This window comes from Sphingomonas sp. ID1715 (assembly GCF_013044515.1).
Classification (GTDB): Bacteria; Pseudomonadota; Alphaproteobacteria; order Sphingomonadales; family Sphingomonadaceae; genus Sphingomonas_B.
The window spans coordinates 707,410-732,667 of the sequence record NZ_JABEPR010000002.1 but is presented as its reverse complement, the minus strand read 5'-3'; the positions used below and the strand labels follow the sequence as shown (position 1 = coordinate 732,667).

Genomic DNA, 25,258 nt, shown 5'->3' with positions numbered 1-25,258 from the left:
GCCCGCGCGCCCGCTCAAATCGCCCATCGCGACGAAGCTGTGGATGATCAGGTGAGCAGATCGAGGAGGCGGACGGCCGCCTCCCAGTCGCGCCGACGCGCTGCGCGCCCTTCGATGGCGAGCGCGTCCTCGCCCCACAGTTCTTCCTGCCACAGCTCGTCCAGATTGACGGCTGACCAGAGTTGGTCGGATTCGAATGCTCGCTCGACCAGAGCCAGCCCGACGATCAGCGAACCACCGATGGTGACGATCGGGGATAGGGCGGCGAGTTCGAAGGCCGTGCGGGCGAGCACCGCCTCGCGCAGCCGTGCGATCGTCGCGTCCGGCTGCGGCCGATGCATGATGCCGCCGACCACTTCGACATGCACGTCATAGCGGGAACGGACCCAATCGAGCAGCGGATCCCATTGCTGCGCCTGCCGGGCGATCAGTTCGTCCGGGGAGGTCGCACGATAGGCGAGCAGGTCGGTCTCGGCATAGCGGGCGAGCGTGTCGGCAAAGCCCGCATGATCGGCCGCGACGATGTCGATGGCGGCGTTGGCGAGGCCGGTGAGCGGCAGCTGGCGCGGGTCCAGCTCTTCACCGACCGCGCTCCACTCGGCGGCGACGGCGTCGGCGAGGGGCGCGGAGGGGATGGCCAGGAGGTTGCGCTTTGGCGTGCGCACCGGACGGTCATCGAGCAGCACCTGCCCGTCTTCGGCGCGCGCTTCCTTCCAGAAGCGCTTCACTGCGGGCTCCGCCACCGGCGGGCGAGCAGCCGCGGCGCGACCGCAAAGCCGAAGACGCCCAGCAATACTACGGCAATACCGGCGGGCGGCGGCACGTCCGGCCAGCGGCCGCTCGAGATTACCAGGCCCAGCACGGTCAGCCCCGCGCCGGCGAGCCGCACGAACGAGATGACGAGAAACCGATTGCGTGCGGGGTCAGTCATCAAGGCGGCATCCGGGTTGGAAAGTCTGGAGGTGTTCGATCAGAGCCGGCGCGCTATCGACCACGTTCTGCGCTCCCGCGGCGCGCAGCTCGTCAGGGCCATGATAGCCCCAGCCGACACCCAGTGCATGGGCGCCGCCGGCCACCGCCATCATCATGTCGAAGCTGGTGTCGCCGATCATCACCGTGGTTTCGGGCGTTGCCCCGGCCTCTGCGATCGCCGCCTGGAGCATGGCGGGGTGAGGCTTGGACGGGTGGCGGTCGGCGGTCTGCAAGGTCACGAAACGGGCGTGCAGCCCGTGATGTTCCAGGCAGAAGCGCAAGCCCCGGTCCGACTTGCCCGTCGCGACGCCGAGCAGCCAGCCCGCGCATTCGAGCGCTTCCAGCGCCTCGGCGATGCCGTCGAACAGCGGCTCTTCGACGAGCCCGGCCTCGCGATGTTGAAAGAAGGCGGCCTTGTAACTGGCGGTCAGCGCGTCGTGCAGCCCCGCCTCGCCCTCGGGCACGAGCACGCGCATGGCCTCGGGCAGGCTCAAGCCGACGATCCGGCGCGTGGCGCTGCGGTCGGGCGGGATGAGGCCATGTTCCTCGAAGCAGGCGTTCATCGCGCGCACGATCGACGCCTGACTGTCGACCAAAGTGCCGTCGCAATCGAACAGGGCGAGGCGGTTCATGCCACGCGCATCGCCTGAGCAAGGCTGAGATTGCCGCTGGCGATCAGCCCGGCGATCACTCCCGCGCGGTCTTGATCGGGCTTGTTCTGGCTGAGTTTGCGTGTGACCCGAACCGAGTCGATTTCGACTTCGAAGCCCGCGATTGCTCTATGCATCGCCTCGAACTTGGCCGGAGCCATCTTCCCGCGCGTCCAAGGCGCGGGAGAGAGGCCGGGCTCGTGCACTTCGGCAAGCCGGTCGAGCTGCTCGATGAGGGCCTCGTCAGGCAATAGCCGTGCCGTGCCGTCCAGCTCGACCGCGATGTAGTTCCAGGTTGGCACCTGATCCGGTGGCTGAGCATACCAGTTGGGGGTGATGTACCCTTGCGCCCCCACAAGGCTCAGCAGCACCGTCGCGCCATCCAGATGCTGCGTCATTCGGTTGCCGCGCGCCAGGTGGAAGCGGAACGCGCGCTTGCTTGCCCTGACGATGGGAGCGTGGACGACCATTGGGCGACCTTCCGGCACGGCGAAAATATGCGCGAATGCCAGCCGCTCGGCGAGCGCGAGGCCCTCTTCGTCGTCTTGACCGTGAAAGGCCCTGTTCGGGTGCATCACCCCCGACTGCGTCCCCGGCGCTCGCCCTTGCGTTCCTTACGGCGGGCCTTGGCGGCGGCACTTTCCGCACGTTTCTTGCCCTCGGGCGTGTCGCTGAACTTGACGTCGTCGAGCGGCAGGTCGCCGGCTTCCAGCTCGAAGCCGAGGAGGTCGAGGCTTTCGGCGAAGTGCGCGGGCAGGTCCGCCATCACGTCAACACGGCCGCCATCGGGATGGTCGATGCGGATGCGGCGGGCGTGGAGGTGCATCTTGCGGCTGATGCCGCCGGTCAGGAAGGCGTCCTGCCCGCCATATTTTCCGTCGCCGACGATCGGGTGGCCGATCGCCGCCATGTGCACGCGCAGCTGGTGCGTCCGGCCGGTGAAGGGCTGGAGCTCGACCCAGGCGGCGCGGTTGCCGGCGCGCTCGATCACTCGGTAACGGGTCTTGGCGGGGCTGCCTTCCTTTTCATCGACGTGCATCTTCTCGCCGCCGGTGCCCGGCTGCTTGGCGATCGGCAGTTCGATGAAGCCGTCCTCGATCGACGGCACGCCGGTGATCAGCGCCCAATAGACCTTGCGCGCGGTGCGGCTGGAGAACGCCTTGGTGAAGAAGGCCGCGGCGCGGCTGGTACGGGCAAGAAGCAGCGCGCCCGACGTGTCCTTGTCGAGCCGGTGGACGAGCTTCGGTCGGCCCTCCGCCTCGAACTGCAACGCGTCGAGCAGGCCATCGACATGCTCGTGCGTCTTGGTGCCGCCCTGGGTGGCGAGGCCGGGCGGCTTGTTGATGACCAGCGCCTGCGCATCCTTGTGGATCAGCAGCTCCTGCGCAAATGCGATCTGGTCGTCGCTGAGCTGCGGCCGCTCGCGCTTCGGCTTTGCCTTTTCGGGTGCAGGCGGCTCGGCGGGGGGCACGCGGATCAACTGACCGACGGCGATGCGGTCACCGGGCGCGGCGCGCTTGCCATCGAGGCGCAGCTGGCCCGTGCGCGCCCATTTCGATACCTGGGTGAAGCTGATCTCCGGCAGATGCCGCTTGAACCAGCGGTCGAGCCGGATGTCGTCGTCGTCCGCGCCGACCTTGAAGGTGCGCACTTCGCTCATGCCGCGCGTCCCAGGGCCAGGCCGAGCCACAGGGCCACGCAGGCGCCGATCACCGAGGCGGCGACATAGGCGAGCGCCAGGGCAGCTGCGCCGCCTTCGAACAGGCGCACCGTTTCCAGGCTGAAGGCGGAGAACGTCGTGAAGCCACCCAGCAGGCCCACCCCGATCAGCAGGCGCGCCCCGTCTCCGGGATCGCGGGCCATCAGCAGGCCCATCAGCAATCCGCCCACGATGTTCACCACCAACGTGCCCCAGGGAAAGGCCGCGCCCCGGCCGAGCGCGCCACCCAGATGGAAGCGCGCCGCAGCGCCGACCGCGCCGCCGATCATGACGAGGAACGTGTTCATGGGGTGGGCTTAACAGCACGGAACGTCATCCTGAACCTGTTTCAGGACAAGGGTGGAGCAGCGTGGATTTCAGCAGAAAACCCGCCCGACTATCCGCTGCCCGAGCCTTGTCCCGAAACAAGTTCGGGATGACGAATCAGTTTACCGTCGCCTTGACGATCTTGCCGGGCGTGCGCGGAGGCTCACCCTTGGGGAGGGCGTCGACATATTCCATGCCGCTCTCGACCACGCCCCAGACCGTATATTGACGATCAAGGAAGGTCGCGTCGTCGAGGCAGATGAAGAACTGGCTGTTGGCGGAGTTCGGCTGATTGGTCCGCGCCATGGAGCAGACGCCGCGGACGTGCGGCTCGCTGTTGAACTCGGCCTTCAGGTCCGGCTTCTTCGAGCCGCCAGTGCCGGTGCCGGTCGGATCGCCGCCCTGCGCCATGAAGCCGTCGATGACGCGGTGGAAGACCACACCATCGTAAAAGCCTTCGTTCGCCAGTTCGGTGATCCGCTCGACATGGCCGGGGGCGAGGTCGGGGCGGAGGCGGATGACGACGTCGCCGCCGGAATCGAGCGTGAGGGTAAGCGTGTCGCCGGCCATGTAGATTACTCCCGTGATTGGATGCGGCCCATATAGAGACGGAGGCGGGCGATGGAAGGTTGCCTTTGCCGCCCGCCCGCGCCTAAGCCGCCGCAAGGCGTGAGGAAGGAGGCGGAGATGAGCGAGATCGAACTCGACCAGGCCGCCGCCGAAGCCGAGACCCAGCTCGACGAGGACGATCGGTTGAAGCCGGAGTTCGTCAGCGCCGTCATCGAACATCTGGAGCAGGGCGACGAGGAAGGCGCGCGCGCGCTGGTCGCGCCGCTGCACCCGGCCGACATCGCCGACCTGTTCGAGCTGGCGCCGTCCGACTGGCGCCAGCCGCTGGCGGTGGCGCTCAAGGACCTGCTCGACGGCGACGTGTTCGCCGAAATGAACGACTGGGTCCGCGAGGACCTGATCGACGAGCTCGAGCCGGCCCAGGTCGCCGACATCGCCGCCGAGCTCGATACCGACGATGCGGTCGCGATCATCGAGGATATGGAGCCGGCCGAGCAGCGGGAAGTGCTGCGCGCGATGGAGCCGGACGACCGCGCGGCGATCGAAGAGGCTTTGTCCTATCCAGAGGAATCCGCCGGCCGCCTGATGCAGCGCGAGCTGATCGCGGTGCCCGAGCATTGGACGGTCGGCGACGTCATCGACTATCTGCGCGGCAATGACGACCTGACGACCGATTTCTGGGAAGTTTTCGTCGTTGATCCGGCGCATCATCCGGTCGGCACCTGCGCGCTCAGCTGGATCCTGCGCACGCCGCGCAAGGTGGCAGTCGCCGACGTGATGAAGCGCGAGCAGACGCTGATCCCGGTCGACATGGACCAGGAGGAAGTGGCGCTCCGCTTCCAGAAATATGCGCTGATTTCCGCCGCCGTGGTGGACGGATCGGGGCGACTGGTCGGCATGATCACCGCCGACGACATCGTTCACATCATCCAGGAAGAGGCGAGCGAGGACGCGCTGCTGCTGTCCGGCGTCGGCGAAGGCGACATCAACGAGCCGGTCACGCAAAGCTATCGCAACCGCGTCCGCTGGCTGATCGCCAATCTCGCCACCGCCTTGCTCGCCTCCTTCGTGATCAGCTGGTTCGAAGGGACGATCGAGCGGATGGTGGCACTTGCGACCTTGATGCCGATCGTCGCGGGGGTCGGAGGCAATGCCGGCACCCAGACCATGGCGGTGACCGTGCGCGCGCTCGCCACCAACCAGCTGACCCAATCGAACACCTGGCGTTCGATCGTGCGCGAGTTGCGGATTGCGCTGCTCAACGGCGGCACGGTCGCGACGGTGATCGGCATCGGCGTCGCGTTGGTATTTGCTAACGGCCAGCTCGGCGCGGTGATCGCCGCGGCGATGATGACCAACATCCTCGTCGCCGGCATGGCGGGCGTGCTGGTGCCGCTGCTGCTCGACCGCCTTAACCAGGACCCGGCGGTCGCATCATCGGTGTTCGTGACGATGATGACGGATTCGATGGGTTTTCTCGCGTTTCTGGGCCTTGCAACGGCGGCGGGACTCGCCAGCTAAGCGCTTGATGGCGCTGCATTTGACCAAAGTTGCGATGGGCTGCACCTCGGCCGAGGCGTTGCGGGCAAGGGTCGCTGCGCGCGCCGAAGGCGGCGTCATGCGGATCGTCACCCGCTATCGCCCCACCCGCCATGCCGAACTGATCGGCGGCTCGCTCTTCTGGATCATTCGCCATCAGCTGGTCGGGCGGCAGGAGATACTGCGCTTTGCCGAAGCCGAGGACCGGCGCTGCGTGATCGAACTCGATGAGCGGCTGGTGCCGATCCTCGGGGCGCCGCGCCGTGCGCACCAGGGCTGGCGCTATCTGGAAGGCGGCGATGCCCCGGCGGACGTGAGCGGGGGAAGCGGGCTTGCCGAACTGCCGCCGCAGATGCTGCAGGAACTCAGTGCGCTGGCGCTGGTCTAGGGCCGTGTCCGCTAAAGCTTGATGCGGTCGAGCTGCTGCAGGCAGCGCTGCATCTCCGACGGGAGCTGAACGCCATCGCGAAATGCCGATTGCAAAGCCTGGCCGACACCTTCCGCCCGCGACGGGCGCGACACGGCGACGAAGTTGCCTTCCATCATCTCCTGCTCCCGTGGCGAACGTTGCTGCATGCCTCTCTAACGTCCTTACATAGGTGAAGTTGCGACCATGTTGCTCGCGGAACGACGAGGCGCCTAAGGCTGTGACATGAACGCCACGCCTTCCGCCGCGCTGAGTGAAGCGCTGGAGCGCGCCGCGCGGCATGCGCCCTTTTTGCGCGGCCAGATCGAGCGGCACTCCGATCTCGCCGATTTGCTCTCAGCTGGCGATCTGACCGACGCATTGGCGGCGTCCGAGGTGCTCGCCGAGGATCTGCCGACAGCCAGGCGTCTGAGACTGGTGCGATCGCGCACTGCGTTGGTGCTGGCGATCGGCGATCTCGCCGGCGCGCTTTCGCTGGAAGACGTGACGCAGAGGCTGAGCGACCTTGCCGATCGCAGCCTGGACATCGCCATCGCCACTGCGGTCGAAGAGCGGGTGCAGGGCGCCGATCCGCGCGGCTTTGCCGTCATTGCGCTCGGCAAGCATGGCGGGCGGGAGCTCAATTACTCGTCCGACATCGATCCGATCTTTCTCTACGATCCCGAAGTCCTACCGCACCGCGGGCGGGAAGAAGCGGCGGAAGCGGCCGTGCGGATCGGGCGGCGGATCATCGAATTGCTGCAGGCCCGAGACGAGGACGGCTATGCATTCCGCGTCGATCTGCGACTGCGGCCGTCGCCCGAAGTCACGCCGATCGCGCTGCCGGTCGATGCCGCCATCGGCTATTATGAATCGAGCGCCGTAGCTTGGGAGCGTGCCGCCTTCGTCCGTGCGCGCGCCGCTGCCGGTGACCGCGAGCTGGGAGAGACGTTCCTCGACGCAATCCGCCCTTTCGTGTGGCGCCGCTCGCTCGATTTCGGCGCAGTCAAGGAGATGCGGGCCATGTCGCACCGCATCCGCGATCGTCACGGCCGGGAGGCGTTCGGTCCAGGCTACGACCTGAAGCGAGGCCGGGGTGGCATTCGCGAAGTCGAGTTCTTCGCGCAAATTCATCAGTTGATTCACGGTGGGCGTGATCGCTCGCTACGGTCGCCGGCCACGGTCCCGGCGCTCACGAGCCTGCGTGCGGCCGGAATCATCGGCGAGGAGGCCGAGCAACTGATCGACGCCTATCGGCTGTTCCGGACGATCGAGCACCGGCTGCAGATGGTGGACGATCGCCAGACGCATCAGTTGCCCGCCGACCGGGCGGCGCTCGACAATGTCGCGGCGCTCCATGGCCTCTGCGGTGGAGCAGAGCTGATCGATCTTCTTCGCCCCCATCTGGCGGCCGTCGGAACGCTCTACGACGGTCTGGATGACGGCTCGGAAGCCGGTGTTCCGGTGGGGGAGGCGCTCATTGGAGCCCTCGGCCGGGCAGGATTTGCCAATCCCGAGCCGGCCCGCGCGGTCATCGAGCGCTGGCGCGGCGGCGGCGTGCGCGCATTGCAGAGCCCGGCCGCCCGCGAGGCACTGGAGGAAGTGCTGCCGCGCCTCGTCGCGGCACTGGGCCAAGCGCCCGACCCGCTCGGCGCGCTGCACCGGCTCGACGACATCGTCGGCAAGCTGCCGAGCGCGATCAACTTTTTCCGCCTGCTCGCCGCCCGGCCGCCGCTTGCCCGGCTGCTTGCCGATATTCTGACGCACGCACCGACGCTGGCCGCGGCGCTGGGGAGTCGGCCGAGCCTGCTCGACGGACTGATCGATGCGACCGCATTCGAGCCTGCTCCGCCCGTGGCCGAGCTGGTCCGCTCCTTCTCGGCCGCGGAGAGCGGCGATTATGAACGCCTGCTCGATCACGTCCGCCATGCGGTGGGCGAACGGCGCTTCGCGCTCGGCACGCAGTTGATCGAGGGAGCGAGCGATCCGCTGGACGTCGCCGCCGGCTATGCGCGGGTAGCGGAGGCGGCGGTCCAGGCGCTGGCGGCCGCGACGGTGGACGATCACCGGCGCCAGCATGGTGACGTGCCGGACAGCGAGTTCGTCGTGCTGGCGCTCGGGCGGCTTGGCGGTGCGGCGCTGACGCACGCTTCGGACCTGGACTTAATCTATCTGTTCACCGGTACGCTCGACCGCAGTTCGGATGGCGCCAAGCCGCTGGAGGCGACGCGCTATTACAACCGCCTTGCGCAGCGGGTGACGGCTGCTCTGACCGTACCGACGGCCGCCGGCGCGCTGTACGAGGTCGACACCCGCTTGCGTCCTTCGGGCGCCAAGGGGCTGCTCGCAGTGACGCTCGACTCCTTCGCCGACTATCAGCGGACGAGCGCCTGGACCTGGGAGCATATGGCGCTCACCCGCGCCCGGCCGATCTTCGGTTCGGAGGAGGCGCGGGCCGCCGTGCAGGCGATCATCGACGACGTGCTGCGTCAGCCCCGCCCGAAGCTGCTTGCGGACGTCGCGGCCATGCGCAGCGACATGGCCCGGCACAAGCCGCCGGCCGGTCCGCTCGATGCCAAGCTGATCGCTGGCGGGCTGGTCGATCTGGAGTTCTGCGTGCACGCGACGCAGCTGGAACAGGGCGCCGGCCTCGATCCGCATCTGCCGACGGCGATTGCACAGTTGGTCGCGGCCGGGCTGCTGCCGGACGGCTTTGCCGAAGCGCACGACGTGCTCACGCGCCTGCTGGTGACCTTGCGCCTCGTCGCGCCCGACGCACAGGAGCCACCCGCACCGACGCGCGCATTGGTGGCGCGTGCGTGCGGATTCGGCGATTGGGACGCGCTGCTTGAAGGCTATGCCCTGGCGCGGCAGAGGGTGAGCGAGCATTGGGCGCGGATCGTCGCGCGAAGCCGGGAGGGGCAGTGATGGCAGGGATTGGAGAGCAGGCGCCGGACGTGACGTTCGAGGGCCCGGATGGGGCGCAGACGACGCTGGCGGCCTGGCGCGGGCAGCCGCTGGTGCTCTATTTCTATCCGAAAGACGACACCTCCGGCTGCACGAAGGAGGCGCAGGACTTCACCGAACTGGCCGACGCATTCGCGGCGGCGGGCGTGGCCTTGCTGGGCGTGTCGAAGGACAGCGCGAAGAAGCACAAGGCGTTCACCGACAAATATGGGCTGAAGGTGCCGCTCGGCACCGACGCGGACGGTGTCTTGCTCGAGGCGTTCGGCGCCTGGGTCGAGAAGAGCATGTACGGTCGCAAATATATGGGGATCGACCGTTCGACCTTCCTGATCGACAAGGACGGCAGGATCGTCCGCGAATGGCGCAAGGTGAAGGTGCCTGGTCACGCCAAGGAAGTGCTCGCCGCCGCCCAGGCGCTCTGATGGATGTGACGGAGGCGGTTCGCGCGGTGCTCACCGCCGGCGAGCCGCACGTCAAGGTCAGGATGGCCAGGGAGGCAGCGCGGGCGTGGCGCCAGGGACGGATCGTCCATCGTTTCGCCGTTGATCTGCCCACACGTCCGGTACGGTCATCGCGGCCCGAACTCCTGCCGCCGAATCGCATGCCCAAGCGGGGGCGGATCGGGTCCGACGCCAATCGGATCGCGATGATCCATGCGCTCGCGCATATCGAGTTCGTCGCGATCGACCTGGCCTTCGATATGGCGGCGCGGTTCGGCGCGCATTTCCCTCCGGCATTCGTTGACGACTGGATGAGGGTCGGCGCCGACGAAGCGATGCACTTCGCGCTGCTGGACAGGCGCTTGCGCGGCCTCGGCAGCGGCTATGGCGCGCTGCCTGCGCATGACGGGCTGTGGCAGGCGGCGGAGGAGACGGCGCACGATGCGCTCGCCCGGCTAGCGGTCGTGCCGATGGTGCTGGAGGCGCGCGGGCTCGACATCACGCCGGCAACGATCGAGCGATTCCAAGCGGTTGGCGATGTGCCGACGACACGCATCCTCACCCGCATTCTGGCGGATGAAGAAAGGCACGTCGCTGCCGGGACGAAATGGTTCCGCATCGGCTGTGAATCGGCCGGTCTCAGCCCCGCCGAGACATGGCGAGAGCTGGTTTCCCGCCATTTTCGGGGTGCTTTGAAGCCTCCATTCAACGACTCGGCGCGCGAGCGGGCCGGTCTGACCCGCGACTTCTATTCGGTAGGTTGTCATTAACCAGTGAGTTGCAGACAAGTCGGGCAAGCCAAGCGGGGGGCCCGCAAGGCATCACGAAATCTAGGCCCGGACGGACCGCAAGTGTTCGACCGGGCTGGTCGCCGGAAGGACGTGAGTTTGTTCTCAACCCAAGCTAACGCGGTGTTCGGAGCCCGGTTCCGCCGTTCCGCCGCCCGTTTCGCCTTTGCGGTTCTTGCTGGCGCCACATCGGTCGCCGCTTCTGCCGAAACCGGCGACGCAGAGTTCAAGGCGCTGTTCCAGTCCTGGAAGAAGATGGATCAGGTCGGCCAAGCCACCCCGTCGGACCAAGGCAGCATGTCGGTGCCGTCGATGAAGCCGGTCGCCAACCTGCAGTTCACCAGCCTCTATGGTGTCCGTTCCGACCCGTTCCGCGGCACCGCGGCGATGCACGCTGGAGTCGACATTCCCGGCGCGGTCGGCACGCTGATCTATGCGACGGCGGACGGCATTGTCGGCCGCTCCGGTTGGGTCGGCGGCTATGGCAATCTCGTCGAGCTGGACCATGGCCGTGGCCTGCAGACCCGCTATGGCCATCTGTCGAAGATTCTCGTGGCGCCGGGCACCCGCGTCACGCGCGGCCAGGTCATCGGCCTGATGGGCTCCACCGGCCGCTCGACCGGCAGCCACCTCCATTATGAAGTGCGGATGGACGGCCGGGCGGTCAGCCCGATCCCGTATCTCGACTCCGCGCAATATGCGTCGAACATGAAGCAGCGGGTGAACGCGATGACCGCGCCGCTAGCCCAGGGCGGCCCGGCCGCCGATCTCGCAGGCACCGAATAAGCTAGGGAGAGGACGAGCCGCGGGCCACGCTTGCCCGCGGCCGCTCCCCTTCCTATCTCGCTTGCTGTGAGCGACATCCAGCTGACCGAATCCGCCGCCAAGCGCGTCGCCGCCATCGCCGCAAGGCAGGGCAAGCCGGCGATGCTGCGCCTGTCCGTCGAAGGCGGCGGCTGCTCGGGCTTCCAATATCGGTTCGGCCTCGCCGACAGCATCGAACCCGAGGACACCACCGCCGAGACGGACGGGGTCAAGCTGGTTGTCGACAATATCAGTCTCGATCTCGTCCGCGGTGCCGCCGTCGATTATGTCGAGGATCTGGGCGGCGCCGCCTTCAAGGTGCAGAACCCGAACGCCGCGAGCGGTTGCGGCTGCGGTTCCAGCTTCTCCATCTGATCGCGCGCGGCTAGGTGCGGTGCATGCGCATCGTCACCTATAATGTGAACGGCATCAAAGCCCGGCTGCCCCGCCTGCTCGAATATCTCGACGAGCAGAAGCCCGACGTGGTGTGTCTGCAGGAACTCAAATCCTCCGACGAGACCTTCCCGGAGGCAGAGGTGCGCGCGGCCGGCTATGGCGCGGTGTGGCACGGGCAGAAGGGCTTTAACGGCGTCGCCGTGCTCGCGCGCGGTGTCGATCCGGTGGAGCGCAAGCGGGGGCTCGAAGGGGAGCCGGAGGATGCGCACAGCCGCTATATCGAGGCCGAAGTGAATGGGGTGGTGGTCGCGTCCATCTATCTTCCGAACGGCAATCCGGTGCCTGGCGAGAAGTTCGATTACAAATTGCGCTGGATGGAGCGGCTGAGCACCCATGCGCGCGATCTCCTGGCCGAGGAGCGGCCGGTGGTGCTTGCCGGCGATTACAACGTGATCCCTGCCGACGAGGACACTTTCTCGGTACGCGCGATGGCGCATGACGCGCTGATGCAACCCGAGAGCCGCCAGGCCTTTCGCCGCTTGCTCTACCAGGGCTGGACCGATGCACTGCGCGCCCGTCATCCTGTCGCGCAGCTCTGGACCTTCTGGGACTATCAGGCCGGCTGCTGGCAGCGCGACGCGGGCTTTCGCATCGACCACCTGGTGCTGAGTCCGCTGGCTGCCGACCGGCTCGTCGATGCGGGCGTCGACAAGGCCTATCGCGGCCGTGAGAAGGCGAGCGATCATGCCCCAACCTGGGCCGTGCTGCGCGATTGAGCCGACCAGTCGATTTGTTGACGGAAACAAGGTAAACAGCGCCGCAAGGACAGCGGGGCGCGGCCAGGTTTGACACAAAGGGCAAAGCTGCGGACGTGGAGCGGAGCGGCGTTTCTGCTGCTCGGCGTGGCGGCGCTTGCCGTGTGGACGCCGGGCGAAGCGGCGCGCACCAGCGGCGAACTGTCGATCCCGCTCGACCCGCCCTCGCCCGCGCCGCCCTTGCCTGGCGTGCTCGGTCCTGCCGGCGCGCCTTTGATCGTCATCGACCCCGGACATGGCGGGCATGATCCCGGCGCCAAATCGGCGGAAGGCGAACAGGAAAAGGATCTGACCCTCGCCTTTGCGAAGTCGGTCCGCGACGCTCTCGCCACGAGCGGTAAGGTGCGCGTTGCCCTCACCCGAACCGACGATCGCTTCCTCGTGCTGAGCGAACGTTCGGAAATGGCGCGGCATCTGGGCGCGTCACTGTTCCTGTCGATCCATGCCGATTCCGCCGGCGAGGACGATCAGGCTCATGGCGCGACGCTCTATACCTTGTCGGAAACCGCGTCCGACACCGAAGCCGCGCAACTCGCCGCGCGCGAGAACAAGGCCGATATCGTCCGCGGCGTGAACCTGAGCGGGCGGCCGAGCGAGGTCGCGTCGATCCTGATCGATCTTGCACGCCGGGAGTCGCTGGAGCAGGCGACGTCCTTCGTCCGCGCGCTACACGGCGAAGCCAAGGGCGCATTGCCGTTCCGCGCCGATTATCACCGCCAAGCGTCGCTGGTGGTGCTGAAGGCGCCGGACGTGCCTTCGGTGCTGTTCGAGACCGGTTATATCACCAACGCCAGCGACCGCGGCCTGTTGAGCTCGGCGGAAGGCCGCACCCGTGTTGCGATCGCCGTCGCCCGGGCTGTCGAGAAACAGCTGATCCCGGTTTCAAACCGCTGAAATCTTGCTAGAGCCGCAGGCGGATGGAACAGTCTGAACCGGCCGGCGCGCGTTTTACGCTGAAGCGGGCGAGCGATTACCGCGAGCTGCTGAAGGGCTGGTGGGCCAGACGCTGGGTGCGTTGGCTCGCCTATCTGGCCGGACTGGCGCTGCTCGGCTGGCTGCTCATCCTGCTCGTCTTCGCGCGCGGCCTGCCCTCGGTCGACAAATTGCGCACCTATGAGCCGCCGCTGCCGACCAATGTCCGTGCGATCGACGGCTCGCCGGTACACAGCTTCGCGCGCGAACGCCGCGTGCAGCTCGCCTATGGCGAATATCCGCAACAGCTCGTCCATGCCTATTTGTCGGCGGAGGACCGCACCTTCTTCAGCCATGGCGGCGTCGACTATCCCGGCATCGTCGCGGCAATCATCTCCAACCTGACCCGCAGCGGCCGGCCGATCGGCGCCTCCACGATCACCCAGCAGGTCGCGAAGAACCTGCTGCTGTCGAGTGAAGTCAGCTATTCGCGCAAGGTGCGGGAAGCGATCCTCGCTTATCGGATCGAGGATGCGCTTACCAAGGAAGAGATTCTCGAGCTCTATCTCAACCAGATCTTCCTCGGCCGGAACGCCTATGGCGTGCAGGCGGCGTCGCGCGCCTATTTCGACAAGGATGTCGCGCAGCTGACCCTGCCCGAAATGGCCTACCTCGCCATCCTGCCCAAGGCGCCTTCCAACTACGATCCCGAGCGCCATGCCGACCGTGCGCTGGGCCGGCGCAACTGGGTGCTGGGCGAGATGGAGCGCAACGGCTTCATCACCGCCGCGCAACGCGCCGAGGCCCAGGCGGCGCCGCTGGGCACCGTGCCGCGCCAGGGCACCAAGTTCGAAGCCAATGCCGGCTATTTCCTCGAGGAAGTCCGGCGGGAGCTGATCCAGCGCTTCGGCGAGGATGCGAATCAGGGCCCGCACAGCCTTTATGCCGGCGGCCTGTGGGTGCGCACGTCGCTCAATCCGCAGATGCAGCAGCTGGCCGAGACCGCGCTGCGCGACGGCTTGGTCCGATACGACCGCGGACGCGGCTGGCACGGGCCGATCAAGCAGCTCGACACCTCGGGTAACTGGGCGCAGCGCCTCGCCGCCGCAAACCTCGGCGCCGGCTATCCCGATTGGCGGATCGCGATCGTGCTGCAGAAAGCTGGCGGCCAGGCGACGATCGGTTTCCCGTCGGGCCAGACCGGGACCATGCCTTCCTATGCCGCGAGCATGCCGGTGGCGGGGCAGGGCGGCAGCGCCTTCGACGCGATGAAACCGGGTGACGTGATCGCGGTCAAGCAGGAAGGCGCGACCTGGTCGCTTCGCTCGATCCCGGTGGTGTCGGGCGCGTTCGTGGTCGAAGATCCGAACAACGGCCGCATCATGGCGATGCAGGGCGGCTTCGACAGCCGGTTGCACACCTTCAACAACGCCACCCAGGCGCTGCGCCAGCCCGGCTCGACGATCAAGCCATTCGTCTATGCCGCGGCGCTCGACAACGGCATGACGCCCGCCTCCATCATCGTCGACGGCCCCTTCTGCGTCTATCAGTCGGCGCTGCTCGGCCAGAAGTGCTTCCGGAATTTCTCGGGCGGCAATGCCGGGCCGCAGACGATGCGCTGGGGGATCGAGCAGTCCCGCAACCTGATGACGGTGCGCGCCGCCTCGCAGACGGGCATGAACAATGTCGTCCGCACGATCGCGCGAATGGGGATCGGCAATTACAGCCCCTATCTGTCGATCGCACTCGGCGCTGGCGACACGACGCCGCTCAAGATGGTCAACGCCTTTTCGCAGCTCGTCGCGTTGGGCCGCGAGTTGAAGCCGACTCTGATCGACTATGTGCAGGATCGCAACGGCAAGGTCATCTACCGCACCGACAATCGCTGCCGGCTGATGCGCAACTGCAATGCCAAGGATTGGGACGGCAAGCCGATGCCGCGGCCGCCGATCCGCGCCCGGCAGCTGATGGACCCGATGACCGCCTATCAGGTCGTTCATATTCTCGAAGGCGTGGTCCAGCGCGGCACGGCGACGGTGCTGCGCGATCTCAACCGGCCGCTGATGGGCAAGACCGGCACGACCAGCGGTCCGACCAACGTCTGGTTCATCGGCGGCTCGCCTGATCTGATCGGCGGCCTCTATATTGGCTATGACCAACCGCGCTCGCTCGGCGGCTATGCCCAGGGCGGCACGCTCGCGGCGCCGATCTTTAAGCAGTTCGCCAAGGAAGCGATGAAGGACATGCCCGTGGTGCCGTTCCGCGCGGCCCCCGGCATTCGCATGGTCCGCATCGACCGGCGATCGGGCAAGAAGGTGTTCGGCGTCTTCCCCGGCTTCGACGAGGCCAAGCCGGCGGTGATCTGGGAAGCGTTCAAGCCCGAAAGCGAACCGCGCCGCACCATCCGCCGCGCCGAGATCGCCGCGCGCCCGAAGGAAAAGGACGTGCCCGGCGGTGAACGCCCGATCCGGCAAGGCAGCGCGAAGGATGCCGACTTCCTTGAGCGCGAAGGCGGGATTTACTAAGCGCCCTCGAAACCGTTCGTTTCGAGCGCAGTCGAGAAACGTTCGTGTGCACCAGCGTGTCTCGACTTCGCTCGACACGAACGGATTAGAGTAGGATCACCGATGCGCGCCGAAGCGCAAGCCCATGTCGACCAGATCAACGATGCGTTGGCCTTGCTGCGCCGCTTTCTCGATTGGGATCGCGCGCTGCGTCGTCTCGACGAGCTGAACGCGAAGGTCGAGGATCAGTCGCTGTGGAACGATCCGAAGCAGGCGCAGGCGGTGATGCGCGAACGTCGGCGGCTGGACGAGGCGATCTCCGCCACCAAAGCGATCGAGCGTGAGCGCGACGATACGGTCGAGCTGATGGACATGGCCGAGGCCGAGGGCGACGAGGCGCTGGTCGACGAAGGCGTCGCCAGCCTTGCCGCGCTCGCGGCGCGCGCCGAGAAGGACAAGGTCGCCGCCTTGCTCGCTGGCGAGGCGGACGCGAACGACACCTATGTCGAAGTGAACGCAGGCGCCGGCGGCACCGAGAGCCAGGATTGGGCTGGCATGCTGCAGCGCATGTACACGCGCTGGGCAGAGCGGCACGGCATGAAGGTCGAGCTGATCGACTATCATGCGGGCGAGCAGGCGGGCATCAAGTCGGCCACTTTGCTGCTGAAGGGCGAAAACGCCTATGGCTATGCGAAGACCGAAAGTGGCGTGCATCGCCTGGTTCGCATCAGCCCCTATGATTCGAATGCGCGCCGCCACACCAGCTTTGCCAGCGTCTGGGTCTACCCGGTGGTCGATGACGATATCGATATCGAGATCAACGAGAGCGAGTTGCGCATCGACACCTTCCGCGCGTCGGGTGCGGGCGGGCAGCACATCAACACGACCGACTCCGCGGTGCGCATCACCCACTTGCCCACCGGCATCGTCGTCCAGTCGCAGAGCCAGCGCTCGCAGCACAAGAACAAGGCGAAAGCCTATAGCCAGCTGCGCGCGAAGCTGTTCGAGCGCGAGCTGCAGCGCAGGGAGGCGGAGGCGAATGCCACTGCCGCCAGCAAGACGGACATTGGCTGGGGGCACCAGATCCGGTCCTATGTGCTCCAGCCCTATCAGCTGGTGAAGGACCTGCGCACCGGCGTGACCTCGACCGCACCGGGCGACGTGCTCGACGGCGACCTCGACGCCTTCATGGCGGCCGCGCTAAGCCAGCGTGTCACTGGCGAGAAGGTGGAAGTCGAGGACGTGGAATGAAGATGCGTTCAGCGGCGTTTCTGTTGCTGCTCGGCGCCTGCCAGGCACCTGCGGAACAGAGCGCCGCTGCCCGCGAGCGGCCCAGCGGCTTTCCCAAAGCCGACCGCCCGGTCGCCAGGATCGTCTCCAGCCGCTGGTCGACCGAGGAATCGCGCGACCGCCTGCGCGAGGCTGACGAGGTCATGAACCGCGCCGGGATCGTGCCCGGCATGACCGTCGCGGATATCGGCGCGGGCGAAGGCTATTATACGATCCGCCTGGCCGCTCGCGTCGGCAAGGACGGGCGCGTACTGGCACAGGACATCGTGCCGGAAGTGCGCGACGCGCTGGCCGAGCGCGTCAACCGCGAGCGGCTCGACAATGTTTCGGTGAAGCTTGGCGAACCGGCCGACCCCAAGCTGCCCGAGAACAGCTTCGACCGCATCTTCATGGTCCATATGTATCACGAGATTGGCGACCCGTTCGCCTTTCTCTGGCACTTGCGGCCGGCATTGAAACCTGGCGGGCAGGTGATCGTCGTCGATGCCGACCGGCCGACGCAGAATCATGGCACGCCGCCTGCGCTGCTGCGCTGCGAACTCGCGGCGGTCGGCTACCGCCAGCTGCGGATCGAGCCGATGCCTCAGGCGGGCGGCTATTTCGCGGCGTTCGAGGCACATGGCGAACGCCCCGCGCCCGACGCGATCAAATCCTGCCGCTCACAATAGTCCGCGCTGCCGGAACGACACGAAGCTCTCCCCGGCGAACACCAGATGATCGCTCACGGCGATGCCCAGGGGTCGCGCCGCGCGGATCAGGCTGCGCGTCGCGTCGATGTCGGCGCTGCTCGGCGTGGGATCGCCGCTCGGGTGATTATGCGCCAGGATCAAAGCGGCACTGCCGAGGTTGAGCGCGTCGGTGACGATGGTGCGCAGCGGAAAATCGATCTGCCGCCCCATGGCGGCGTTGCGGACGCGCAATCGGATCAATCGCCCGTCCCTTCGCAGATGGGCGACATAGAGCCGCTCGGCCTCGGCCCGCGCCAATAACCGCCCGAGTAGAGCCCGCGCGGCATCCAGACTGTCAATCGTGGTGTCCGGACAGCCGACATCCTGCATGGCGGCTGGCTAAGGCCAGCGGGCACTCCGGCTAAGTCGTTCCAGAATCCGGAACGGAGCAAACTGCGCCCGTCTTATCCGAAACGGAGAAGACACTTGGTTGACGAGCAGATTTCAGCGCGCGCCGATGGCTTTCCAGCTGGCGGCGATTTCGCCGACATTGGCGATGACGTCGCGGACCAGGGCGGCGTTGCTGTCGATGCTGGCGCGCATCACCGCGTCGCGGCAGCCGCGATAGAAGCGGGACAGCGCGTCGGCGACCGAGCCGCCCTTGTCGAAGTTCAGGCCCGCTTCGAGCGCGTAGAGCAGCGCCACCGCCTTGGTCAGCCGCGCATTCTTGTCCGGATGATCGCCGCGTTCGGCCGCCAGTGCACCCAGACGCAGCTCGCGCAGCAGGTCTTCGTAGAGGATGGTGATTAGCTGGTGCGGATTGGCGCCGCCGGTGCGGCTCGCGACATCGACCGAACGATAGGTTTCGCGCGGGTCGCGCGTTAGCCGGGACGCATAGCTCATGCGCTGCGCGTCCAGCTCTTGATCTGCTGGTCGAGGAAGCTCTGCGTCGCCTTATAGGCCGAGACGCGCGCGTCCATGCCGGAAAATTGGCGCGTCAGCCGATCGCGCAGCGTGGTCGTGTCGGCCTCGATCTTCTCCTGCTCCTTGGCGATCGCCGTCTGCAGCCGGTTATAGCCAGTCTGGCTCGCGGTCAGCGGACCGGTCGGCGCGGTCAGCGCGATCGAGATTTGGCGCAGGGCGGAGCCAAGACCGACCGTCAGCATCCGCTCGACGGCAGCCCCGTTCTTGGAGAGCGCCGACTGCAGCTGCGCGGTGTCGAGCGTCAGTGTACCGTCGCGGTTGGTGCGAACGCCCAGCTCGCCGAGCGTGCTCGGTTCGCCGACCGCGGCACTGGAGTTGAGGTTGCGATTGGTCAGGCCGCCCAGCTGCCGCATCAGTTCGCGGGCGCCGCTGTCGTTGCGCAGCACGCCGTCGGTGGTGTTGGTCTCGGTCTTGGCGATGCCGATCAGCTGATTATAGGTCTCGACGATGTCGGCAACGGCTTGAGACAGCGCCGCCGTGGGTGCCGAGGTGCCGATCGTGATCGTCTGGCCGGGCGCGGCCTTGACGAGATCGAGCTTCACGCCGGTGAGCAAGTCGCTGATGCTGTTGCCTGGCCGGCGGACTTCGACGCCGTCGAGCGCGACCAGCGCGTCGACTGACTTGCGGGTGAGCGACATGGTCTGCGAGCCGGTGTCGAACGCCAGCGCCGACAGCCCCGGCGCCGACGCATCCTCGGTCACGCCGATCGTGAAGGCCTGTTCGGCGCCGGTCGCGCCCTTCACGACGAGGCGTGAGCCGGTGGCATCGGTCAGCACGGAAGCGGTCACGCCCGCCTTGGCGGCGTTGATCGCGTCGGCGATGCCCTGCAGGCTGTTCTGACCGTCGCCGATGACGACGGCGACCGGCGTGGCGCCCGCCTTCGGGGTGAAGCCGGTCGGCGTGTTGCCGCTATAGGTCAGCGCGCCCAGCGTGATGGTCAGCGTGCCCTTGCCAAAGGCGGCGCTTGAATCGGCCACCGGCGCGGAGTTCACGACCTGGGCGGTGGCGAGCTGACGCACTTCCACATTGGCGGACAGACCGGTGATGCTGGCGCCGGGCAGCAGCGACACGCCAAGCGTCGACGTGTCGGAACTGACCGGCTGGGTCGACAGCGAGCCGCCGGAAATGAGATTGCCGAGTGCCGCGGAAAAGCCGGTCAGCCCGCTCTTCAACTGCGCGAGCGCCGAAATTTGCGCAGTCAGCGTCTCCTTGCGCGCGGTGAGCGCCTGCGTCTTGGCAGCGAACTGCGCGTCGACCAGGGACGAGACCAGCGCCTTGGTGTCGATGCCGGAGCCGGCGCCCAGCGTCACTGCAATGGAATCGGCCACGTTTCAGTCTCCCTGCAAGCCTATTCGGCCGCTCGGCCCAAAGCTTTAGGCCGGTTTGATGCGCACGCCGTTTTCGTCGAACAGCGCGCTGTCGGGCACGATCACATTGGGCTGGCCGCCGCCGGCGCGCAGGTTCACACCGAACACGAACGCGAGCACGGTGGCGATCGCGACATAAAGGTCGTCGCGGACCTGCTGGCCCTCGCGGCTGGTGTAATAGACGGCACGCGCGAGCGCCGGATATTCGAGGATCGGCTTCTCCATCTCGCGCGCGAGCTCCCGGATCGCGAGAGCCTTGTCGCCCCGGCCCTTGGCGACGACCACCGGCACTTCGTCCTTGCCGCGTTCGTAGCGCAGCGCGACCGAGAAGTGGGTGGGGTTGGTGAGCACGACATGGGCGCCTTCCACCGCCTTGCGGGCGCTGCCCTTGAAGATCTCGCGCATGCGCGCGCGCTGCGCGCCCTTGGTCTCGGGCGAGCCTTCGGCCTGCTTGTGCTCGTCCTTGATCTCCTGCTTCGACATTTTGAGCTTGTTGAGCAGGCGGATGAACTGGATCGGCACGTCATAGCCAGCGATGAGCAGCAGCCCGCCGGCCATCACCAGCAGCAGCATGACAAGCTTCCAGCCGAGCGCGGCGACGCTCGATTCGACACTGCCGGCGACAAGGCCAAGCGCATCGTTCTTCATCGACCACAGCATCCAGGCGCCGATCGAACCCAGCAGCACGACCTTCATCAGACCCTTGCCGAGCTCCAGCCAGCCATGCAGGCCGAAGATGCGCTTCAGCCCCGCGCCCGGGTTGATGCGGGACGCCTTGAAGCCGAACAGCTTCGGCTGGACGTTGAAGCCGCCGAGCCCGGCCTGGCTCGCCACCGACACGAAGATCGTAACAGCGAAGAGAAAGGCGAGGGAAGGCAGCAAGGTGAGGCCGACGCTCAGGATGGGACGCAGCGGCTGAAAGTCCTCCACGTCGGCGCGGCCGAACTGCAGGCTTTCGACCATCACGGTCTTCAGTGCCCCGAGCAGGGCGGGGCCGGACAGGGCCAGCCAGAGTACGCCGGCGAGCACCACGGCCGCGGTCGCGAACTCCTTGGAGCGCAGGACCTGGCCCTCTTCCGCCGCCTTTTGCTTGCGCTTGGGTGTCGGCGCTTCTGTCTTTTCGGCGAACTCCTCAGCCATCAGCCGAGCACCAGATTGGCGGTCGCCTGGAGCGCCTCGCGGACGATGCCGGCCATCGCGTCACCCATGGCCGGGAAGGCGATGGCGAGAGCGACGAGGCCGGTCGCGAGGCTCGCGGGCAGACCGACGGCGAACAGGTTCAGCGCCGGCGCCGAGCGGGACAGCATGCCGACGATCAGGTTCAGGCACAGGATGATGAAGCCGACCGGCAGGGCGAGCAGCAGCCCGGACGCGAAGGCATAGCTGCCGAACAGCGCGATCGCCTTCAGCTTTTCGGCAGCGAGCCAGGCCTCGCCAGGCGGCAGCACGCGATAGCTGCGCACGACGAGATCGACGAGGATCAGGTGCCCGTCGAGCGCGAGGAACAGCAGGGTCATCAGGATCGAAAGGAACTGGCCGAGCGCGGGGGTGGAGGCGCCGCGCTGCGGGTCGATCGTGGTCGCAAAGCCGATGCCCATCGTGCTGCCGAGCGCTTCGCTGGCGATCAACGGCCCCGCAAAGGCGATCTGCAGCACGAAGCCGAGTGCAAGGCCGACCAGGGCTTCCTGCGCGACCTGCAGGAAGGTCACGAGCGAGAACAGCGCCGGGGGCGAAGCGACCGGCGCGTTGTTGACGACGAGAATGCCGATCGCGCCGGCGAGCACGATCCGCACCTGCAGCGGAATCGTGACGGCGCCGAACACCGGCGCCGCGACGAATGCCGCCCCGATCCGCACCATCACGAAGATCAGCGCGAACAGCGACGCTTCGACGTTCGGAAGGCCGAAGCCGAGCAAGGCTATTTCACCAGATCGGGGATGCGTTCGAAGATCGACAGGGTGAAGTCGCTCAGCAGCCCCAGCATCATGCTGCCGAAGATGACCAGCGAGATGCCGACCACCGCCACCTTGGGCACAAAGGTCAGCGTCGCCTCGTTGATCGAAGTCGCGGCCTGCACCATGCCGAGCACCAGGCCCGCGACGAGTGCTGGGAGCAGCACCGGCAGCGTGACCAGCGCCAGCACCCACAGCGCTTCGCGGCCGACGCCGATGAAATAGGTTGCGTCCATGATCCGCTAACTCACGAAGCTGTTGGCGAGCGAGCCCATCGTCAGCGCCCAGCCATCGACGAGCACGAACAGCAGCAGCTTGAAGGGCAGGGAGATGATCGTCGGCGACAGCATCATCATACCGAGCGCCATCAGCACGCTGGCGACGACGAGATCGATGACGAGGAAGGGCAGGAAGATCAGGAAGCCGATCTGGAACGCCGTCTTCAGCTCCGAGGTGACGAAGGCGGGCAGCGCGATCGAGAAGGGCACGTCGTTCGGGCTCGCGAACGGGCCCTTCTTGGCGATGCCGGCGAACATCTGCACATCCTTCACCCGCGTCTGCTTCATCATGAAGCCGTGCAGCACATTGCCGCTGCGCTCGATCATCTGCGTCGCCTGGATCTGGTTGGCGGCATAGGGCTTGATCGCCTCGTCATTCACCCGGTTCAGCACCGGCGCCATGATGAACAGCGTCAGGAACAGCGACAGGCCGACCAGCACCTGGTTGGGCGGCGTCTGCTGCAGGCCGAGCGCCTGGCGCAGGATCGACAGCACGATGATGATGCGGGTGAAGCTGGTCATCATCAGCAGCAGCGACGGCAGCACCGTCAGCAGCGACATGATGATGAGCACCTGCAGGCTCAGCGACAGCGGCGCGGAACCGCCGCCGAGCTGCCCCAGCGCGCGGTCCAATGCTTCGGGAGCGCCGGGCTGGGCGGGAGGCGTTACGGTCGGGGCTGCCTGGGCGAAGGCGGGTTCGGCAAAGAACAGGATCGTCAGGACGAAGGCGAGGAGCCAGAAACCCAATGTTCCCCTGCGAAGGCGGGGGCCCAGGATCTTGCGCGGCTGGACTCCGGCCTGCGCCGGGGAACGAAGAACAATGCTAGCCACGGTCGGCCTCGATCCGGTCGACCAGGTTCACGCCGCCGCGGCCGACCGAGACGAGCAGCTTGCGGCCTTCGAACTCGATCACGGCGAGGCGCAGGCCGGGCGAGACCATCATGCTTTCCTTGACGGCGATCATGCGCGTGCCCTGATTACCGGGCAGCTTCTGCTCGAGCTTGCGCCACGCCCAGAGGCAGGCGACGAGCAGGCCGCAGACGAGCGGCAGCAGCAGCGCGAGCTTGAGGAGATAGGTGCCGATCACAGCGCGGGCGGCGCCTGGTCGGCGAGTTCGGTGATGCGGATGCCGAAGCGGTCGCCCACGGTCACGACTTCGCCGCGGCCGATCAGCGTGCCGTTGACCAGCACGTCGAGCAGTTCGTTGGCATAGCGGTCGAGTTCGATCACGCTCGACTCACCGAGCGCGAGCAGCTCGCGCAGCTTCAGATTGGTGCCGCCGACCTCGACCGACAGACGGACATCGACATCCTGGAGCAGGCGGAAGTTCGCGGCGATGCCCACATCCTTGGGCAGGCCGGTATGGCTCATGTCACTCATCAGGAGTCCTCGTTCTCGATCGGTTCGATGCGGTGCACACGGATGGCGGCGCGGCCGTTGGATGCGCCGACCGCGCCGCGCGCGAAGCGGTTGCCGGAGACCAGCAGCGGGATTTCGGGCCCGAAGCTGATCGGGATGATGTCGCCGGGCTTGAGGCTCATCAGCTGGGCGAGCGGGATGACCGGCTCGGCCAGCACGGAGCGCACCGGCATCTTCACGTTCATCGCAGCGCGCATCAGCTTGTTGGTCCAGCTCGGATCCTCGGCCTGGCGACGTGCCTGAACCTTCGAAGAGAGGATGCCGGCGATCGGTTTGAGCGAGGCTGCGGGGTAGAGGAGGTCGATCGGGACGGCGCGGCCTTCGCCGATGGTCAGCAGGAAGCGGGTGAGCACCACCCGGTCCTCGCCATCGATGTGCGACAGCATATGCGGGTTGGTCTCGGTGCGGCCGACCTGGAACTCGATCTCCGCCAGTTCCGCCCAGCCGCCGGCGAGCCGCTCGGTGATCCCTGTCGCCGCCCGGCCGATCATCGCCTCCGCGGTGGGGGTGAACTCGGCGGGCAGCGGGTTCGGGACCAGGCCGGGCCCGCCGAAATACAGGTCGACCAGCCGGAAGGTGAAGGCGCCGTCCAGCACCAGCATGGCATGGCCCGACAGCGGCGCCATGCCGATCAGCGTGGCGCTGGCCAGGCCCGAGCAGTTGGCGGCGAGATAATCGTCGAAGCGGTGCACCGCGATCGGTTCGGCCGCAACCTTGACCGGCTGGCGCAGCATCGGCTCGAACAGGGCACGGAGCGCGCGCGCCACGCGCTGGCTGACCTGAGCGAGCGCCTGCAGGTCACCAAGGGGATTGGCAGACGCGCTGCCCAGCACCGGCGCATGCTGCGCCGTCGCTCGCCCGGAGGCGGCGCCCTGAACGGGTGCTGGTGAAGCGGCCTTAACCATCTCCATTCACTGAACAATGAAATTGGTAAAGTAGACGTTACTGACGCCCCCAAAGCCTTCCTTTTCTTTCAGAACACCGTTGATCGCCTTGACCAACCGGTTCTGCAGATCCTTCTTGCCCTCGGCGGTGAAGATCTGTTCCTCGTCGGTGTCGTTGATCGCCATCAGCACGGCCGAGCGGATGGCGAGTTCGTGCGCCTTGAGCGCTTCCGTCACCTTCTCGTCATAGGGCGTGGAGACGGCGAGGCCGATCTGCACGAGGTGCGAGCTTTCCTTGAGGTTGGAGGTGAACTCCTTCTCCAGCTGGAAATAGCTCGATTCATATTTCGGGCCGCCCTCGGCACTGCCGCCGCCCGAGCCGCCGCCATGTTCGCCACCACCCTCGCCCTCGGCCGCCTTGGGCTTGGAGCCCTTGGGCAGCAGCTTCGGCATGTCCTTGGCTTCGGCGTGTTCTTCCTTGGTCCCGCCGATCATGCCGGTGAAGAACAGGCCGGCGCCCACGCCGGCCCCGACAAGGACGAGCAGGGCGATGATCAGGATCAGCTTCTTGCCCTTCTTCTTGGGGGCGGGAGCGGCGGCGGCAGCTGCGGCAGTGGCCATGGTCTT

The 25,258-nt window shown here is 66.9% G+C and carries 31 protein-coding genes; 12 read left to right on the top strand and 19 right to left on the bottom strand.

Annotation, left to right across the window (positions count from 1 at the left end):
* Positions 1–47: 47 nt before the first annotated feature.
* The 7 genes from HJG53_RS08585 to HJG53_RS08555 form a co-directional block, all read right to left on the bottom strand.
* Positions 48–728 carry an ATP12 family protein gene (locus tag HJG53_RS08585; protein ID WP_171129487.1) on the bottom strand — a complete coding sequence of 227 codons (681 nt, stop codon included), beginning with the start codon at positions 726–728 and terminating at the stop codon, positions 48–50.
* Positions 725–931 carry a hypothetical protein gene (locus HJG53_RS18685; RefSeq protein WP_171129485.1) on the bottom strand — a complete coding sequence of 69 codons (207 nt, stop codon included), beginning with the start codon at positions 929–931 and terminating at the stop codon, positions 725–727. Before HJG53_RS18685 ends, HJG53_RS08585 begins: the two co-directional genes overlap by 4 nt.
* Complete coding sequence (locus HJG53_RS08575) at positions 924–1,604, bottom strand: HAD-IA family hydrolase (protein WP_171129484.1); 681 nt, start codon at positions 1,602–1,604, stop codon at positions 924–926. Before HJG53_RS08575 ends, HJG53_RS18685 begins: the two co-directional genes overlap by 8 nt.
* Positions 1,601–2,197 (bottom strand): FMN-binding negative transcriptional regulator, encoded by a 597-nt coding sequence (locus HJG53_RS08570; RefSeq protein WP_171129482.1) that lies wholly within the window; start codon positions 2,195–2,197, stop codon positions 1,601–1,603. The genes HJG53_RS08575 and HJG53_RS08570 overlap by 4 nt, the downstream gene beginning before the upstream one ends.
* Entirely contained in the window at positions 2,197–3,282 is a 1,086-nt protein-coding gene (locus tag HJG53_RS08565; protein WP_171129480.1) for an RluA family pseudouridine synthase, read from the bottom strand. The genes HJG53_RS08570 and HJG53_RS08565 overlap by 1 nt, the downstream gene beginning before the upstream one ends.
* Complete coding sequence (locus tag HJG53_RS08560; RefSeq protein ID WP_171129478.1) at positions 3,279–3,629, bottom strand: CrcB family protein; 351 nt, start codon at positions 3,627–3,629, stop codon at positions 3,279–3,281. The genes HJG53_RS08565 and HJG53_RS08560 overlap by 4 nt, the downstream gene beginning before the upstream one ends.
* A 136-nt stretch (positions 3,630–3,765) precedes the next feature.
* Positions 3,766–4,218: a peptidylprolyl isomerase gene (locus HJG53_RS08555; protein WP_171129476.1), complete on the bottom strand. Its 453-nt coding sequence runs from the start codon at positions 4,216–4,218 to the stop codon at positions 3,766–3,768.
* Between the two features lie 117 nt (positions 4,219–4,335).
* On the opposite strand from HJG53_RS08555, the gene mgtE reads away from it, so the two are divergent.
* Both mgtE and HJG53_RS08545 read left to right on the top strand, forming a co-directional pair.
* The gene (gene mgtE / locus HJG53_RS08550; RefSeq protein ID WP_171129474.1) at positions 4,336–5,739 is read left to right on the top strand and encodes a magnesium transporter; all 1,404 of its coding nucleotides are present in this window, start codon (positions 4,336–4,338) and stop codon (positions 5,737–5,739) included.
* Between the two features lie 19 nt (positions 5,740–5,758).
* Positions 5,759–6,145, top strand: a complete 387-nt coding sequence (locus tag HJG53_RS08545) for a DUF1489 family protein (protein ID WP_368039539.1) — start codon at positions 5,759–5,761, stop codon at positions 6,143–6,145.
* A gap of 11 nt (positions 6,146–6,156) precedes the next feature.
* Here HJG53_RS08545 and HJG53_RS08540 read toward each other — a convergent pair whose 3' ends face one another.
* Complete coding sequence (locus HJG53_RS08540) at positions 6,157–6,333, bottom strand: hypothetical protein (protein WP_171129470.1); 177 nt, start codon at positions 6,331–6,333, stop codon at positions 6,157–6,159.
* A gap of 76 nt (positions 6,334–6,409) precedes the next feature.
* On the opposite strand from HJG53_RS08540, the gene glnE reads away from it, so the two are divergent.
* The 10 genes from glnE to HJG53_RS08490 all read left to right on the top strand — a co-directional run bounded on the left by glnE (position 6,410) and on the right by HJG53_RS08490 (position 17,747).
* Positions 6,410–9,091, top strand: coding sequence for a bifunctional [glutamate--ammonia ligase]-adenylyl-L-tyrosine phosphorylase/[glutamate--ammonia-ligase] adenylyltransferase (gene glnE / locus HJG53_RS08535; protein ID WP_171129468.1), 2,682 nt, complete (start codon positions 6,410–6,412; stop codon positions 9,089–9,091).
* Complete coding sequence (locus tag HJG53_RS08530; RefSeq protein ID WP_171129466.1) at positions 9,091–9,552, top strand: peroxiredoxin; 462 nt, start codon at positions 9,091–9,093, stop codon at positions 9,550–9,552. The genes glnE and HJG53_RS08530 overlap by 1 nt, the downstream gene beginning before the upstream one ends.
* Positions 9,552–10,340 (top strand): ferritin-like domain-containing protein, encoded by a 789-nt coding sequence (locus HJG53_RS08525; protein ID WP_171129464.1) that lies wholly within the window; start codon positions 9,552–9,554, stop codon positions 10,338–10,340. The genes HJG53_RS08530 and HJG53_RS08525 overlap by 1 nt, the downstream gene beginning before the upstream one ends.
* Positions 10,341–10,457: 117 nt before the next feature.
* Positions 10,458–11,144: a M23 family metallopeptidase gene (locus tag HJG53_RS08520; protein WP_302477357.1), complete on the top strand. Its 687-nt coding sequence runs from the start codon at positions 10,458–10,460 to the stop codon at positions 11,142–11,144.
* A gap of 66 nt (positions 11,145–11,210) precedes the next feature.
* Entirely contained in the window at positions 11,211–11,537 is a 327-nt protein-coding gene (erpA, locus tag HJG53_RS08515; protein ID WP_171129462.1) for an iron-sulfur cluster insertion protein ErpA, read from the top strand.
* Positions 11,538–11,560: 23 nt separating this feature from the next.
* Positions 11,561–12,334: an exodeoxyribonuclease III gene (gene xth, locus HJG53_RS08510; RefSeq protein WP_171129460.1), complete on the top strand. Its 774-nt coding sequence runs from the start codon at positions 11,561–11,563 to the stop codon at positions 12,332–12,334.
* Positions 12,335–12,403: 69 nt separating this feature from the next.
* Positions 12,404–13,267: an N-acetylmuramoyl-L-alanine amidase gene (locus HJG53_RS08505; protein ID WP_171129458.1), complete on the top strand. Its 864-nt coding sequence runs from the start codon at positions 12,404–12,406 to the stop codon at positions 13,265–13,267.
* A 23-nt stretch (positions 13,268–13,290) separates the two neighbouring features.
* Positions 13,291–15,810 (top strand): penicillin-binding protein 1A, encoded by a 2,520-nt coding sequence (locus HJG53_RS08500; RefSeq protein ID WP_171129456.1) that lies wholly within the window; start codon positions 13,291–13,293, stop codon positions 15,808–15,810.
* A 102-nt stretch (positions 15,811–15,912) separates the two neighbouring features.
* Complete coding sequence (prfB, locus tag HJG53_RS08495; protein WP_171129454.1) at positions 15,913–17,040, top strand: peptide chain release factor 2; 1,128 nt, start codon at positions 15,913–15,915, stop codon at positions 17,038–17,040.
* Positions 17,037–17,747, top strand: coding sequence for a class I SAM-dependent methyltransferase (locus HJG53_RS08490; RefSeq protein ID WP_171129452.1), 711 nt, complete (start codon positions 17,037–17,039; stop codon positions 17,745–17,747). The genes prfB and HJG53_RS08490 overlap by 4 nt, the downstream gene beginning before the upstream one ends.
* Here the strand turns inward: HJG53_RS08490 and HJG53_RS08485 are convergent.
* The 11 genes from HJG53_RS08485 to HJG53_RS08435 all read right to left on the bottom strand — a co-directional run bounded on the left by HJG53_RS08485 (position 17,739) and on the right by HJG53_RS08435 (position 25,252).
* Positions 17,739–18,137 carry a JAB domain-containing protein gene (locus HJG53_RS08485; RefSeq protein WP_171129450.1) on the bottom strand — a complete coding sequence of 133 codons (399 nt, stop codon included), beginning with the start codon at positions 18,135–18,137 and terminating at the stop codon, positions 17,739–17,741. The genes HJG53_RS08490 and HJG53_RS08485 overlap by 9 nt on opposite strands.
* A gap of 114 nt (positions 18,138–18,251) precedes the next feature.
* Positions 18,252–18,650: a flagellar export chaperone FliS gene (fliS, locus tag HJG53_RS08480; RefSeq protein WP_171129449.1), complete on the bottom strand. Its 399-nt coding sequence runs from the start codon at positions 18,648–18,650 to the stop codon at positions 18,252–18,254.
* Positions 18,647–20,059 (bottom strand): flagellar filament capping protein FliD, encoded by a 1,413-nt coding sequence (gene fliD / locus HJG53_RS08475; protein WP_171129447.1) that lies wholly within the window; start codon positions 20,057–20,059, stop codon positions 18,647–18,649. The genes fliS and fliD overlap by 4 nt, the downstream gene beginning before the upstream one ends.
* Positions 20,060–20,104: 45 nt before the next feature.
* The gene (locus HJG53_RS08470; RefSeq protein WP_171129445.1) at positions 20,105–21,238 is read right to left on the bottom strand and encodes a flagellar biosynthesis protein FlhB; all 1,134 of its coding nucleotides are present in this window, start codon (positions 21,236–21,238) and stop codon (positions 20,105–20,107) included.
* Positions 21,238–22,014 (bottom strand): flagellar biosynthetic protein FliR, encoded by a 777-nt coding sequence (gene fliR, locus HJG53_RS08465; protein WP_171129443.1) that lies wholly within the window; start codon positions 22,012–22,014, stop codon positions 21,238–21,240. The genes HJG53_RS08470 and fliR overlap by 1 nt, the downstream gene beginning before the upstream one ends.
* 2 nt (positions 22,015–22,016) lie before the next feature.
* A complete protein-coding gene (fliQ, locus tag HJG53_RS08460) occupies positions 22,017–22,286 on the bottom strand; it encodes a flagellar biosynthesis protein FliQ (protein ID WP_171129441.1) in 270 nt (89 codons plus the stop codon).
* 6 nt (positions 22,287–22,292) lie between these two features.
* Entirely contained in the window at positions 22,293–23,075 is a 783-nt protein-coding gene (gene fliP / locus HJG53_RS08455) for a flagellar type III secretion system pore protein FliP (RefSeq protein ID WP_254447602.1), read from the bottom strand.
* A 76-nt stretch (positions 23,076–23,151) separates the two neighbouring features.
* Positions 23,152–23,415 (bottom strand): flagellar biosynthetic protein FliO, encoded by a 264-nt coding sequence (locus HJG53_RS08450; protein WP_171129439.1) that lies wholly within the window; start codon positions 23,413–23,415, stop codon positions 23,152–23,154.
* On the bottom strand, positions 23,412–23,708 hold the full coding sequence (fliN, locus tag HJG53_RS08445; RefSeq protein WP_171129437.1) for a flagellar motor switch protein FliN: 297 nt from the start codon (positions 23,706–23,708) through the stop codon (positions 23,412–23,414). The genes HJG53_RS08450 and fliN overlap by 4 nt, the downstream gene beginning before the upstream one ends.
* Entirely contained in the window at positions 23,708–24,658 is a 951-nt protein-coding gene (locus HJG53_RS08440) for a flagellar motor switch protein FliM (protein WP_217352689.1), read from the bottom strand. The genes fliN and HJG53_RS08440 overlap by 1 nt, the downstream gene beginning before the upstream one ends.
* Positions 24,659–25,252, bottom strand: a complete 594-nt coding sequence (locus HJG53_RS08435) for a flagellar basal body-associated FliL family protein (protein ID WP_171129433.1) — start codon at positions 25,250–25,252, stop codon at positions 24,659–24,661.
* Between the last annotated feature and the right edge of the window lie 6 nt (positions 25,253–25,258).

Coding starts and splice junctions, on each gene's coding strand:
- HJG53_RS18685 (WP_171129485.1), bottom strand. CDS start 931: ATGACTGACCCCGCACGCAATCGGTTTCTCGTCATCTCGTTCGTGCGG.
- HJG53_RS08575 (WP_171129484.1), bottom strand. CDS start 1,604: ATGAACCGCCTCGCCCTGTTCGATTGCGACGGCACTTTGGTCGACAGT.
- HJG53_RS08570 (WP_171129482.1), bottom strand. CDS start 2,197: ATGCACCCGAACAGGGCCTTTCACGGTCAAGACGACGAAGAGGGCCTC.
- HJG53_RS08565 (WP_171129480.1), bottom strand. CDS start 3,282: ATGAGCGAAGTGCGCACCTTCAAGGTCGGCGCGGACGACGACGACATC.
- HJG53_RS08560 (WP_171129478.1), bottom strand. CDS start 3,629: ATGAACACGTTCCTCGTCATGATCGGCGGCGCGGTCGGCGCTGCGGCG.
- HJG53_RS08555 (WP_171129476.1), bottom strand. CDS start 4,218: ATGGCCGGCGACACGCTTACCCTCACGCTCGATTCCGGCGGCGACGTC.
- mgtE (WP_171129474.1), top strand. CDS start 4,336: ATGAGCGAGATCGAACTCGACCAGGCCGCCGCCGAAGCCGAGACCCAG.
- HJG53_RS08540 (WP_171129470.1), bottom strand. CDS start 6,333: ATGCAGCAACGTTCGCCACGGGAGCAGGAGATGATGGAAGGCAACTTC.
- glnE (WP_171129468.1), top strand. CDS start 6,410: ATGAACGCCACGCCTTCCGCCGCGCTGAGTGAAGCGCTGGAGCGCGCC.
- HJG53_RS08530 (WP_171129466.1), top strand. CDS start 9,091: ATGGCAGGGATTGGAGAGCAGGCGCCGGACGTGACGTTCGAGGGCCCG.
- HJG53_RS08525 (WP_171129464.1), top strand. CDS start 9,552: ATGGATGTGACGGAGGCGGTTCGCGCGGTGCTCACCGCCGGCGAGCCG.
- xth (WP_171129460.1), top strand. CDS start 11,561: ATGCGCATCGTCACCTATAATGTGAACGGCATCAAAGCCCGGCTGCCC.
- HJG53_RS08500 (WP_171129456.1), top strand. CDS start 13,291: ATGGAACAGTCTGAACCGGCCGGCGCGCGTTTTACGCTGAAGCGGGCG.
- prfB (WP_171129454.1), top strand. CDS start 15,913: ATGCGCGCCGAAGCGCAAGCCCATGTCGACCAGATCAACGATGCGTTG.
- HJG53_RS08490 (WP_171129452.1), top strand. CDS start 17,037: ATGAAGATGCGTTCAGCGGCGTTTCTGTTGCTGCTCGGCGCCTGCCAG.
- HJG53_RS08485 (WP_171129450.1), bottom strand. CDS start 18,137: ATGCAGGATGTCGGCTGTCCGGACACCACGATTGACAGTCTGGATGCC.
- fliS (WP_171129449.1), bottom strand. CDS start 18,650: ATGAGCTATGCGTCCCGGCTAACGCGCGACCCGCGCGAAACCTATCGT.
- HJG53_RS08470 (WP_171129445.1), bottom strand. CDS start 21,238: ATGGCTGAGGAGTTCGCCGAAAAGACAGAAGCGCCGACACCCAAGCGC.
- fliQ (WP_171129441.1), bottom strand. CDS start 22,286: ATGGACGCAACCTATTTCATCGGCGTCGGCCGCGAAGCGCTGTGGGTG.
- fliN (WP_171129437.1), bottom strand. CDS start 23,708: ATGAGTGACATGAGCCATACCGGCCTGCCCAAGGATGTGGGCATCGCC.
- HJG53_RS08440 (WP_217352689.1), bottom strand. CDS start 24,658: ATGGAGATGGTTAAGGCCGCTTCACCAGCACCCGTTCAGGGCGCCGCC.
- HJG53_RS08435 (WP_171129433.1), bottom strand. CDS start 25,252: ATGGCCACTGCCGCAGCTGCCGCCGCCGCTCCCGCCCCCAAGAAGAAG.